This is a genomic window from Paucisalibacillus globulus DSM 18846 (assembly GCF_000482485.1).
In the GTDB taxonomy this organism is placed as follows: domain Bacteria; phylum Bacillota; class Bacilli; order Bacillales; family Amphibacillaceae; genus Ornithinibacillus; species Ornithinibacillus globulus.
The window spans coordinates 111,229-124,305 of record NZ_AXVK01000021.1; the positions used below are offsets into that span (position 1 = coordinate 111,229).

General features: G+C 36.2%; 9 protein-coding genes and 1 pseudogene. 7 read left to right on the forward strand and 3 right to left on the reverse strand.

Going from position 1 to position 13,077, the window contains the following annotated elements:
* The first annotated feature begins 287 nt into the window (after positions 1-287).
* Together K332_RS0106770 and K332_RS24680 are read left to right on the forward strand one after the other, a co-directional pair.
* Positions 288-1,967 carry a hypothetical protein gene (locus tag K332_RS0106770; protein WP_026906786.1) on the forward strand — a complete coding sequence of 560 codons (1,680 nt, stop codon included), beginning with the start codon at positions 288-290 and terminating at the stop codon, positions 1,965-1,967.
* A 296-nt stretch (positions 1,968-2,263) separates the two neighbouring features.
* Positions 2,264-2,386, forward strand: coding sequence for a hypothetical protein (locus K332_RS24680; RefSeq protein ID WP_281170906.1), 123 nt, complete (start codon positions 2,264-2,266; stop codon positions 2,384-2,386).
* 13 nt (positions 2,387-2,399) lie between these two features.
* Here the strand turns inward: K332_RS24680 and K332_RS22030 are convergent.
* Positions 2,400-4,267, reverse strand: a pseudogene (locus K332_RS22030) (endonuclease MutS2).
* A 970-nt stretch (positions 4,268-5,237) separates the two neighbouring features.
* Here K332_RS22030 and K332_RS22035 point away from each other — a divergent pair.
* Positions 5,238-5,879 carry a restriction endonuclease gene (locus K332_RS22035; protein WP_051359369.1) on the forward strand — a complete coding sequence of 214 codons (642 nt, stop codon included), beginning with the start codon at positions 5,238-5,240 and terminating at the stop codon, positions 5,877-5,879.
* Between the two features lie 123 nt (positions 5,880-6,002).
* Here K332_RS22035 and K332_RS0106795 read toward each other — a convergent pair whose 3' ends face one another.
* Positions 6,003-8,186 carry a dynamin family protein gene (locus K332_RS0106795; protein ID WP_026906787.1) on the reverse strand — a complete coding sequence of 728 codons (2,184 nt, stop codon included), beginning with the start codon at positions 8,184-8,186 and terminating at the stop codon, positions 6,003-6,005.
* A 280-nt stretch (positions 8,187-8,466) separates the two neighbouring features.
* On the opposite strand from K332_RS0106795, the gene K332_RS0106800 reads away from it, so the two are divergent.
* The 3 genes from K332_RS0106800 (at position 8,467) to K332_RS0106810 (ending at position 9,869) form a co-directional block, all read left to right on the forward strand.
* Positions 8,467-8,751, forward strand: a complete 285-nt coding sequence (locus tag K332_RS0106800) for a hypothetical protein (RefSeq protein ID WP_026906788.1) — start codon at positions 8,467-8,469, stop codon at positions 8,749-8,751.
* A 119-nt stretch (positions 8,752-8,870) separates the two neighbouring features.
* On the forward strand, positions 8,871-9,137 hold the full coding sequence (locus tag K332_RS0106805; protein ID WP_211237407.1) for a hypothetical protein: 267 nt from the start codon (positions 8,871-8,873) through the stop codon (positions 9,135-9,137).
* Positions 9,138-9,305: 168 nt separating this feature from the next.
* A complete protein-coding gene (locus tag K332_RS0106810) occupies positions 9,306-9,869 on the forward strand; it encodes a DUF5067 domain-containing protein (RefSeq protein ID WP_026906790.1) in 564 nt (187 codons plus the stop codon).
* A 152-nt stretch (positions 9,870-10,021) separates the two neighbouring features.
* Here K332_RS0106810 and K332_RS22040 read toward each other — a convergent pair whose 3' ends face one another.
* Positions 10,022-10,579 (reverse strand): C1 domain-containing protein, encoded by a 558-nt coding sequence (locus K332_RS22040; protein ID WP_051359370.1) that lies wholly within the window; start codon positions 10,577-10,579, stop codon positions 10,022-10,024.
* Between the two features lie 289 nt (positions 10,580-10,868).
* Between K332_RS22040 and K332_RS0106820 the strand changes: the two genes are divergently transcribed.
* The gene (locus K332_RS0106820) at positions 10,869-12,932 is read left to right on the forward strand and encodes a catalase (protein WP_026906792.1); all 2,064 of its coding nucleotides are present in this window, start codon (positions 10,869-10,871) and stop codon (positions 12,930-12,932) included.
* Positions 12,933-13,077: the final 145 nt, after the last annotated feature.

Sequence of the window (13,077 nt, forward strand, 5' to 3'; positions counted from 1 at the left end):
GCCAGTGTTCGCGCACCGACACCTTAAACTACATTAATTTCTATTTCAACAGAGCCTACATATTCTCAAAAGTTTCTATCGTCTGTTTCTCCTCTTCCTCCCGCATTTCCTTAATCACGTGAGAATAGTGCTTATAAGCCGTTTCAATAGGGTAAAAAGGGTCTGACCCTTTTTGTTCCGTTTCTTTGTCCATGCCCAGCACTAAATAGCGGTCCTTTATTGAAACCTTTCACAAGACTTATCCGTAAGTATAGATAGACTGTAATAACACAAAGGAGAATTGCTTCATGGGAAGTATATTATTATTTTCATTAATCATTGGTTTAGCTTCAGCTATCATCGTAATACCAATTGCTAAAGATAAAAAAGATAAGAAAGCAAAGAAGGACTTTAGCATATGGCCATATATCATAGTAATTATAGTAACTACTGTCATTGTGTTTGGCTTTTACTATTTTACTAACATGGACCGTAACCTGTCGTCCATCTGGCCAGTATTGCTTATTGTTACTGGAATAGGAACATTTACTGCTACTGGGAAAGAGAGAGTGGTAAAAGGAATATTATTACTAGCAAGTGTTGTTCTTGCTATCTATTTCTTAACAGCCTTTGTGTTTAATGCGGATGAAAAGTTTCAATATGCGGAAATGGATATACAAACAGAAATCAAGGCTTTTGATGAAACGAAGACACCAGCAAGTGTGCCACCTAAATTTGCACATAACAAAATGAGAAAGGCGTTTGGACAAGTACCAAATACAAGCTATTATGAACTTGGTAATTTACAAATTCAAAAGGTAAATGGCGAATTTGTTTATATAGCGCCAGTTGAGTTTTCTGGATTCTTTAAATGGTTGAACGGCGATAGCACTCCAGGATATTTCACCTTAAGTGCTACGGATTCATCTGATAATCCTAAATTTATCGAAGCAGAAATGGTTTATACACCATCTTCTTACTTTCATAAAAATATAGAACGTCATATTCGCACGCATTATCCAAACACTATCTTTTATGGGGATGTTCAGCTTGAAATTGACGATGACGGTAAGCCATTCTATATTCGAACCTTTGGTGATTTTATTTCAGCTAGGAATGGTTTTGCTGCGAAGGGTGTTGTCCTTGTTGATGCGAAAAATGGTACTACCGAAGTATATAACCTTAATGAGGTTCCGGACTTTATCGATGGGGCGGTCTCCCCTGAAGCTGTAAGTACAAAAAATAGTTATTATGGAAAATATATGAACGGTTTCTGGAATAGTCTGTTCGGTAAATCCGATGTGAAAATTCCTTCAGATGAAGGAACAGAAGCAAATGTGAGCCCAATCTTTGATGAAACTGGAGAAATGTATTACTTTACGGACTTTACGAGTCCAAAAGAAGGCGTGGATTCCATGCTAGGATACTCGCTAACAAACGCATCCACAGGAGAATCAACGTATTATACGGGAAACTTAGAGGAATCGTACATGGATTCTCAAGGTGCACTGGAAATTATTGAAAAGAATTTCATTGAAAAGGAATGGGTTGGTGAAATGCCTGTTCTGTATAATTTCTATGGTGAAGCAAGTTGGTTAACGCCGGTAATGGATTCGAACGGATTTTTGAAGAACTACTTTATCGTTTCAGCAGCTAACCCGGAAGTCTCCGCTTATGCAGATACACCAAACGAAGCGTTAAGAATTTACAAAACAGCGCTTCAACGTGGTGGCGGTCTTGTTGACGGTAGCTCGAATGCTGAGGAAAAACAAGGAAGCGGTACGGTTGTCCGGGTCTACAAAGAACAAGGAGAAAACGGAACGACTGTTATGTTCTTATTGGATAACAAACAAAGTTATATCGTCTCATCAGAAACTGATTCGTTAGTCATTTATTTGCAAGAAGATGATCGTGTAACGGTAAAATACCTGGATACTGGTGAAGACTTTCTACCTGTGAAAGAAATTGTTATTGAGGGACTAGAATAAAATAAGAGGTGCCTGTCATAACTCGGCCTAGTGGACTAGATTCGGGTGGTGGCAGGCACTGTTTGCTATTCTGGAGGTCAAGCTATTATAGGGACCATGTTTCAAGGGTCTGACTCCTGGTGTACTACATATTACAAAAATATCTTACAATATTAGACTTGTAGCCGAGTTATACTTAGACCACTCTCCATTAGTCAATATTTCCCAACATCCTATGATAAGATTAATACTAACTTGGCATTTTACTATTAAGAATTAATTCATATTCTTTTATTAATAGGAAAGGATACCTCCCAATGATTGAAAATAAACGAGATGTAAGGCTGTTGGAGCTTGAATTAAACTATTTAAGGGAACTCATTGATAAATTATCTGAAGATGAAATGAATCAAAGAATTGAAAGCGAACGTGATTCATAGAAATAATGACAGGCTAAATGGGTACAAGCCGATTGAATTTATCTATATCATGATTCAGCTTTCTCGTTTTATAATCAATAAATAAAGTATCTAAGTCATAGCCCTCAGGATATAACTCCGCAGCCTTTAACTCAAGTACTAACCGCTTTTCATTTACCTCTATCATTTGATTTTGATAAAACACCGTAACATTCCGATATTCATCTTTTTCTTTAAATACAATTCCGAAGTCATCCTGATCCAGGAGTTTTACACGGTCTCCTTTTTGATAATCAATAGGATTTTCCACTTTTTCAACTGTAGCTTTTGGTCTTCGGATTTTTCCTTCATGTAGGCTTTCTAAACGATAGTCTTTATTTCTCATATAGTCTTCTGCTCTATTTAGAACATTTTCCGGTATATTCACTTTTCTAGAAATCCATAGGGCATTACTATCTCCGGATTGTCCGATAAGAAGCTTAAATAGTGGCTCTAATGTTTCTTGATTGAATTGCATGGCAGCATTCATAAAATCACTATGCATTTCTGAGAATCGTTTTATTTCTCCATAATGTGTTGTCGCAACGGTAATACATCCTTTAAGGTAAAACTCTTCTAAAAGCGAGATTGCTAAAGCGGCTCCTTCATTTGGTTCTGTCCCACTACCAATTTCATCGAATAGCAACAGCGTGTTGTTGTTTACGCTTTGAAGGATCTCCGATAAGTTCTTCATGTGCGATGAGAACGTGCTAAGTGCATTTTCTAAACTCTGATTGTCGCCAATATCGACAAAAACATGGTTAAATACTGCAATTTCAGTTTCCTTTGAAGCCGTAATAGGAACCCGGATATCGTTGCCAGCGTAACAAGGCCAATTGTTTTCAGTACAATTGTTTTCCCGCCGGCATTAGGGCCAGTTATGATTAAGCAACGATAAAGGTCCCCAATACTAAATTGAAGTGGAACAACATGGCCAGATAATAATGGATGCTTGCAATTAATTAGTTTAATATATCCATGATCATTTATGTTCGGCTCAATTCCATCCACTTGTTTACTATATTTAGCTTTTGCAAAAATCATATCGTACTGGGAAATTAGTTCCATGTTCACGTTAATAGGTTGGATATTTTCTGCTACTAACCCCGTTAAAGTGGCTAGGATCTGGTATTCCAATATTGCCTCCTCCGACTTTAATGCGGCTAATTCATCACTTAACTTTCCAACCACACTAGGTTCCACAAAGACTGTTGAACCTTTGGAAGATGTTTCAACGATGGTCCCCTGTACTTGATTTTTGTATGATGCTTTGATAGGTATTGTGTAGCGGTCATCTTTTACACTAATGATGAATTCTTGAATGTAGTTTCTATTTGTGCTGCTGTTTAAAAACTTATTTAATCGTTCCTTGATTTTTTGCTCAGTGGTTTGGATACGGGTACGAACACGTTTCAGTTCAATACTTGCGGCAGAGTCAATTTGATTATTTTTAATGGAAAAGCTAATTTCCTCCTCAATTCCAGCAAATTCTGTCATGGAATTCGTATAGGACGCTAATGTCGGCGCAAAAAATTCTTTTCCAGACATGAAAGTTAGTATTCTTCGGCAACCCCTTAAGAAATCCAATATATTAATTAGCTCTGATGGATCTAAAATGATACCTTTTTCTACTTTTAAGATGATATGTTCCATGTTGGAAACACCCATGAATGGCATATTTCCTCCTGCATCGAGAATGGCTCGTGCTTCCGATGTTTCCATTAAACGATGTTTTACTACTTTTAAGTTAGAACTAGGGGTTAACTTTTCAATTAATTCTCTACCAAGTCCACTAACACAATAAGATTTTATAATTTCCTTTAGTTCGTTGTATTGTAATTTTTCAAACGTATTTTCGTTCATTATTTATTCTCCTCCATGTGATAATTTAATCAGCAATGAAGAAACCTACACATAGGATTTCAATGAGTTACTGATGAAAACTAAAAAAAGCTGCGGTAGATACCACAGCTTTTACGTTAACAAGGCAAATGGAAATACATGAATAAAAAACCATCAAAAAAGATAATTTCATTCATGAATGGATGCACTTATTGATAAAGTAGGGTAGGTATCTTCATAGGTGGAAATAAGTTCATAGTCAAATAAGGGGTGTGAAAAAACAAAAATCCCCTATTGCTAAACTAACTTTATTTCCTTTCATGTTTTCCTATTTAGAAACTACCGCACTCACAAAAAGCACCTCTTATTTATGATTAATATACTCATTGAAATCGACTTTACAAGGATTATTATAATGTGTGATGTTTGAAATGTAAATAATCCTAATATTCTGTATCGTTAAATACAACTTTGAAGCAATCAATTATTTTGACCTTACGCTATAGCTGAGTAATTTTTGTTTTTTAATCTTAATTACCTATTAGGATGTATGATGAATCATATTGAACATCCTTTAAATATATTTTTTAAAAAAAGCCGCCTTTTCTATATCTAGTTCGATTATAGATGTGGAAGGGATTATTGTATGACTTTACTGTTGATTACCATGGTCATATTTTACCCAAATAAACCATAGAAGACACCCAGGTAGTGTCACCTGAAACAAAGAGGTTGTTCCGGATTGGTTTTAGGATAGGAAGCGGAAGGAGAAAGTGCTGAAAAAGGTTGTGAACGATGGAGAAAATGTAGATGTTGAGAAGCTTTTAAGGGAGAATTTGGATCAAAGGGCTATTTAGTATGTTTCTTCATTAAGTCGAAAGTTATAATCTGCGTTGGAAAGATGACTTAAGATTAAAGGTCTAATTTCTAATAAATGTAAATTAGTAGCTGGCAATGGATATACTAATTTACAAAGGTGGTGTTATACGTTTTGGCTAGAAGGAGAAAGGTAACAAATAATAGTGCTTTTTTATACATAACTTTATTTCTAGGTTTCTTATTAATTGCAGCAATTTATCAGCTTCTTTTATGGTTGTCTAGCTTGTCGCTTCTAAGTTGGACGGTAATCGGAATATTACTGATTGGAATAATTTTTGTAAGAAAAAACATAAAACATAATCAAAAGTTGAAGAAACAAGAAGAGCGTAGAAGAGCATTGGAAAGACAAGGTAATTTAAAAGAACTAAGAAAAATGCATCCTCGTCAATTTGAATACTATATTTGCGATTTGTTTCGCCAAATTGGTTATGATGCTCATGTGACGCCACCTACTGGTGATGGTGGAAAGGATATTATGATTTATAATAAAGATTTTTTCGCGATTGCAGAGTGCAAGCGATATAATATTACAACCAAAGTTACACGGCCAGATATTCAAAAATTTCATAGTGCAGTAATTGATTGTAAAGCTGAAAAGGGCTATTTTGTAACAACTGGAGAATTTACGGAACAAGCAAAATCCTATTGTTTAGATAAACCGATTGAATTAATTAATGGTGAAAAATTAGTTGAGATAATAGAAAAGATAACAAATAATAATAACAACTTCGATAATAAATCATTAATTTTGTAAAAGTGGAAGTAACGAAAGCGAATGGGAAGCCAACGTGTCAGGTAAATGGTTTGCCGAATAGCATTGGAAGGAAACAAAAGCTGACTCCCAACAAAACGCACACAAGGGGGAGTCAGCCTCAAATTAAATAATATTTAGTAAATCATCAAGCGCACTTTCTAACTTAATGCACTCTTCTTCATTATAGTTTGCTTTTTCTTCTGCTTCGGCAAGTTGTTCTTCATAATCAGCAATCATTTTGTCTTTGTTGATTGCTTTATCTGTTTCATTCCACCAATTTTCTAGAGCTCCAGTGTAGGTTTCTCTTACATTGTGTTGTTTGTATGCTTTGATAGTTTGACTGGCGAATTTCGAACCCCAATTTCTTCCGGTTATGATGGAAGCTGCTATACCTGTTAGTACTGCGACACCGATAATGATAGTAATCGGCCCTCCAATAGCAGCAACAAAGGTAGTTGCTGCGGCGCCACCACCCACAGAGATTCCTAATGAGGATAGAACTCCTACAGCTTTTGTAACTAAAATGTAGCCACCTAGATTACCTAAAGTACCGACATATGCTGTTAAGGCACCATATGTGGATAGCCCCGCTAGAGTAGAGATAAAAGCACGTTTATAGTCGAAGGTTCCTACACCACTCATTGACCCAACATTTAATTGTTCAAGTTGCTCATGGAGATAAATGGATAGTTTAGACGAATAACGATGGCAAATCGTATCCAATTTCTGTTTCAATGTGTTATTCAAGTAGTTTTGTAGTTCTTCTTTATCTTTTTTTCGATTTTTAAATTCTTTTTGTTTTATTATCGATATGATTGAATCCTCATTAATAATTCGGTCAAATGCATCTTTAAAGTCCACAATGGATTGTTTTCTATATAAGTCAATTTTTTCCTCTAAGTTGTTTACAAATTCCTCACTTTTCTTGTAAACTGTTTGCTTTTCAGCTTTTAACTTTTCGTAGTACTCCACCGCCTCTTCTTTATTTTTACGAAAAGACTGAAGAGACTTTATTTCAGCATTTAGTTCATCCGTTAGCAATTTGGTTGCCTGACTTTGCTCATTCCTTAAATCTTTACAAAGTAGATTAGGCCATGTTTCTAATAAATGAATTAAATTGGTTTTGAAACTGCTTGTCAATGTTTGGTTATCACGAGAAAACGAAAAGAAACGTTTCGTAAAGGAATCATTAGTATAATCCACGTTATAGTATTCTGATCTAGCTAGCCAATAATTCTCTGGTAATACTCTATTCATTCGATTAGCGCCATCAGAAAGAATCTTATTTAGTTCTTCATTTGAAGATACAACATGTGCTTGACTTGCAACTACAAAGAGGTTAGATAGCGGATCTAAACCATTTTGACCATTTTCAAAAGGTTTCATTCTATCCAGTATGTCTTTTAAGTATGTTATATCTGTTCCACGCATAAATGCATTGGCTAATGACATGTAAACATAAATATCAGCATTTTCTTTCCCTTCAGCTGCTTTCAAATCATCGTTTACATCATCAGATGTGCCAAATCCAGGTAAATCAAGTAATGTACAAAGTTTTAATATGGGTGCATCAACATACACTACTGCAGCCTCTGCTTCAGAAAGTTTTTCTTTATATATTTTACCTTCGCGGCTTCCATACTTTTCTAATAATGCAGTACTACCTGACTCAATGCAACTGGCTTGAAAATATTTTTCATCTGTTAACCAATCAATGTTTAATGGTTGTCCCTTTAGAGGGCTGGATACAACAATAGCAGAATCATCGTTTAAATACTTTGGTTTATCTTCTATGTGTTTTACATAAATCGATAAGGAAGTAATTGGTGTCCATCCTGATGGTAGTACCTCTTGTCCGATTAATGTATTAATTAAAGTAGATTTTCCAACATCACTATTTCCTAGGAATGCAATAGTTGGCTTATGTATTTTTTTAAACGAATGTTTATATATGTTAGACAGCTTTTCAATATATTTTGTATAATTCAGACTTTCTGTTTGAACATTCTTTCTTACGTTTTTTAGTTGGGCAAGTTTGGTGTTGAGTTCTTTCGTTAATTCGATTAGACATGAGGCGTTAGAACTATCACATTTCCATGGTTTTCTGCTGACGTTCTCAATATTAAGCAAATCAATTACTGAATATCCGGATTTTTGAGCAATTTCATCTAGAATATCTAGAGTTATACTTTTGGGTTCCTTTTCCCATCTTGAAATTGTATTTTGGGATTTTTCCATTACATTAGCAAATTCCGATTGTGTTTGATGCAAGATTTCCTCTCTAAAATACCTTAAGTCAAAATTCATATGTAGACCTCCCTATATTTCGGAAATTAGTAAACGGGAAACGTTTAACCATTTCCGGTATTTTTAATTTACTTTATATAAATTGGAAAGTCAAGTATAAAATTTAGAATGTAGGGATGTTCGATGAATCCTATTGGACACCTTAAAAAAAGTTTATAAAAAAATGCCACCTTTTCTATCTCCACTTCGATTATAGATAGGAAGGGAAATATATGATTTAACTATTAATTTACGATGATCATATTTCCCTCAAATAAATCATAGATAAGGAGATTCAAAGATGGATTATATGGAAAAGGAGTTATTTAATTTTTTTGAGTATATGGAAGAGGAACCATTATCGGGGGCAGCAAGGAGTTTATGGTTTGCATTGTTACATAGTAATAAAGAGGCAGGTTGGGCTAAGAAGTTTTCTGTAATAGGAGCAATATTAAAGGTAAAGTGTGGTTCGTCAGGAATAACGTTTAGAAGGGCGAGAAAGGAATTGATTAAACATGGGTACATTGAATATCGCCCAGGGAAGACGAGGGGGACACAATTTTATAGGATGGAGAGACTTCATTAGGATTTCTGTATGTTAATTGTGGGGAAAAGAATAAAGAACTCACCATCATGATCGTGGTGTTAATTTGAAATCTGATCCGAGTGAACCTGCGATTAATTCCATAATTGGAAGGAAGATACATGATGAATTATAGTAAAGGGATTTGTGCATTTTATGATTCAGATGTGTTGGAGTCACTATCAGCTTCCGCAGTGAACTTATGGCATTTGCTACTTCATATTAATAATAGGGAAAGATGGACGTTGGAATTTGTGGTTGCTAGTAACGAATTGAAGATAAAGGGTAGTCTTTCGGAGAGCGCCTTTCAGCGGGCAAGAGAGGAACTAGTGGCAAATGGCCTTATGACTTATCGTTCAAGAGGATCGAATCTTGCACCGGATTACTAGATGAAGCGGTTGGTATCGGATGGATGCTAGGGGTGACGATGTGAATGGAATGGTGTAATACGGGACAGAATCATTAAATAAATCACTAACAAAAACTTATAATAGCTAAAATGTTGTTCATACTAAAGTAATGCCATCTAAATAAACAATTTGTTAAGGAGGATATGAATGAAAAAGGCATTATTTTTATTCAACATTTTACTATTGAGTTTTCTAGTTGCTTGTGGTGGTAATACGGATGATACAGACAACAATACAAATGAAGATAATAATGTAGAAGAAAATAACAATACCCAAGATAATGAGGCTCAAGATCAAGAGGGGGAAGAAGATCAGGAAGTTAGCGATACTACTTTTGACAATGGAGATTATGTATATGAAATAAAAGAGGTAGAACAAATAGCAGGCAAACATGATGTTCAGGTATTGGCAGTAGAATTGTCATTTACCAATAATACGGATGAACCAATAAGTCCCTGGATGTCTATGGGGATATTTGCTGAGCAAGAAACGGATGTAACTGTTGAATCCTTAAATGGTGCAAATGGGCGTTTTCCGGATGATTACAAAACAGATTTGGTTGAAATGGGTGGTACTGATATAAAACCAGGTGCAACTGTTGACGCAGTTATAGGATTTGAAATTCTCTATCCTGGTGAACCAGTTAGACTTTATAATTTCAGTATGACAGATGAAAAGTTATTTGAACGGAAAGTTGAAACAACAAAATAGAATCAGGCAAATAGTGTGCATAGTATTATGGAATATGATGATTCGTAAATGCAAGAGCAGTAGGTCCGGTGCTCTTGCATTTTTTTTGTAATTAGCTTATAGAGCCCTTTATCACATCTGGGGACAGCCCCCTAAGTCTTGATTGCTCAGCTTTACATTTGCTGATTCATACCGCAATATTGGCATCTGACAACTTGACCCTGAAAACCTGATATAGGAGCTCCGCATGAATGGCACTCTTGGGTGACCTTCACCGGCTTTTTGCCAAATACATCTTTAACCGTGTTAATCGTATCCTTTATAGAACTTGCAATAAATTCTGTTCCTGGTATGGTTTTATTGTCCAATCGATCTATTGTGAAATCTTGCCCCAACACAAGTTGATTAATTGCTTTTATCCAATCTTTTACTACTTTCTTTGATTCAAACCCAAAGTATTCTTGACCATTCGTGAAGTATACCTCAAGCTGTGGCAATCCGTTAGAACGTTTTCCTAAAATTGTTTGTGCGTTACCATTAAATACTTTAATTTGATCAACTGGAAATCTGGATATATTCTTTACTTTTCCAAATATACCTTTACTAATCAAGATTAAGTTTAGGTTAGTTAAGATTAGTTCATCCGTATGATTAGCCATAATGCCACCGTGAACAACTCTATCTTGCCTTATAATCACTACTTCATCCGATTGTAAGTTAAGTTGGTTCATCAACTCACCCCTGCTAAATTAAATATTTTAAATATTATATCATAAATGATAAAACCTTAGCTAGCTACTAGAATACCCACCCCTCATGAGACCTTTTCCAGAAGTGAAGGGTTCGATCCCTTCTTGTTTGGAGTGGGTGATTTCTTTGGAAAACACCACAGGAAGGGAAGGGTCAGACCCGAATTTAGGAGTCCAAGGAACCTGTCCCCATGGCTCCTTTTTCCAAGTAACTAACTTGTGGGCGAATACATATGATGTACCGGTGAAATAAAATAAAGAGGTGATTTAATTGTCTCAGAATCCATCTTCGGATAATCAAAAGAGAGTGAATGCAAATAGCAAGAATGAGCAATTAGAAGAATTTCGTGTTATAAATGCAGGAAACCCAATGACGACTAATGAAGGAACAAAAATCTCGAATGATGAGAGAATCTTAACGGCCGGGAAAAGGGGACCTGGCTTGATGCAAGACGTTCATTTTTTTGAAAAAATTACTTCTTTTGTGCACGAGGAAATACCTGAGAGAAAAGTTCATGCTAGAGGGTATGGGGCTCACGGAGTGTTTGAATGTTACCAATCGATGAAGCAGTTCACAAAAGCGGCTTTTTTACAGGAAGCTGGTAAAAAGACTCCTCTATTTGTTCGCTTTTCTACCGTGCAAGGAAGTAAAGGATCAAAAGATACGGCAAGGGATCTTCGTTGTTTAGGCGTTAAATTTTATACTGAAGAAGGAAATTACGACATGACGATGATTGGGTTCCCAGTTTTGATTAACCAGGATGCAATGAAATTTGCTGATATCATCCATGCGTATCAACCAGAACCACGTACAGGTATGCCACAAGCTGCTGGTGCTCATGACACCTTTTGGGATTATGTTGCTAACAATCCTGAATCACTCCATATGACGCTGTGGGTCATGTCGGACCGGGGGATTTTAAGAAGCTACAGAATGATGGAATCCTGGTCCGTTAATACGTACCTATTCGTTAATGAACAGGATGTCGCGACTTTTGTTCGGTTTGTTTGGAAACCTGTACTTGGATCACATTCATTGCTCCAAGATGAAGCGCAAAAAATTGGCGGAATTGATCCGGATTTCCATCGACGTGATCTGAGGGAAGCAATAGACCGGGGGGCTTTTGCCGAATATGAATTAGGTGTCCAACTGATACCTATGGAGGATGAATTCAAGTATGACTTTGACATTCTTGATTCTACGAAATTTTGGCCAGAGGAGCTCATCCCAGTCCAAATCATTGGTAAAATGACATTGAATCGTAATGTTGACAATGTATTTTCCGAAATTGAGCAGGCTGCATTCAATCCCGGAAATGTCATTCCCGGAATCGACTTTTCCAATGATCCTGTTCTACAAGGAAGGCTACTTGCCTACAAAACAGCACAATACCACCGGTTAGGTAGTAAAAACTATGAAGATTTACCAATCAATCGATCAATCTGCCCATTCCATAATAACCAGCGCAAGGGGTATATGAGGTATCGAATCGATGTGGATGAAACGAGCTATCATAACAATTCACTAGAAAACAATACACCGTACACAACACCGCCTGAAGAGGGAGGCTATGCGCATTATCCAATCAAAGTAGAGGGGCATGTCACGCGTGAACGAAGTGAAAAGTTTGATGATTTCTTTACACAGCCAAGAATCTTTTGGAATAGCCTGACCCCTATCGAGAAACAGCATATGATTAAAGCGCTTAATTATCAAATTGGAAGTGTAAAAAGCAAATCGGTCCGCCAACAAAGTGTTGATATATTAGTGAATGTTGATAAAGAAATGGCTACTATTGTAGCAGATAATGTCGGGGTCGATCGTCCAAGCGGAACAAACGTCCCTGTATCCACAAGTTATCCTTCCCTTAGCCAGGCTAGTACACCGAAATATGCATACTCGTTAAAGGTTGGCGTATTGATTGGCAATGGCTTTAACGCAAACGAAGTATCGAATACAATAAAAGTATTGAAAGAAAATGGTGTTTTTGTTGTCGTAGTAAGTGAAAATCTTGGTGTTGTTACAGGAGATGATGGTACAAAACTAAATGTGGATGAAACATTCCTTACGACAAGTCCGTATTTACTTGACTCACTCTATGTCGTTGGTGGAAGTTCTAACAATCAGGAAATGTTTAATTATGAGTTACATGATTTTATAACTGTAGCGTATAAACACTACAAGCCAATAGGAGTAGCCACCACTGGGCAGTCTTATATTCACACACAAGAGAATAACAACTTAGCCGGGGTTGTTTTCGCCGCAAATAATCCGGAATTCAGCCAACAATTTGTCTCTGCAATTGCACATCAACGATTTTGGGATAGAAGATAATATTACTTAACTTCAAATATAAAAAGTTAGGAAAAAGGGTCTGCCCCCAATGTCACCTTAAATTGTGGTGTCTGTTAGCTTTAATGACAGACACCCTTTTTGATGCAAAATAAAACCAGAATTTCAAGAAAAAGGGGATAGTGAT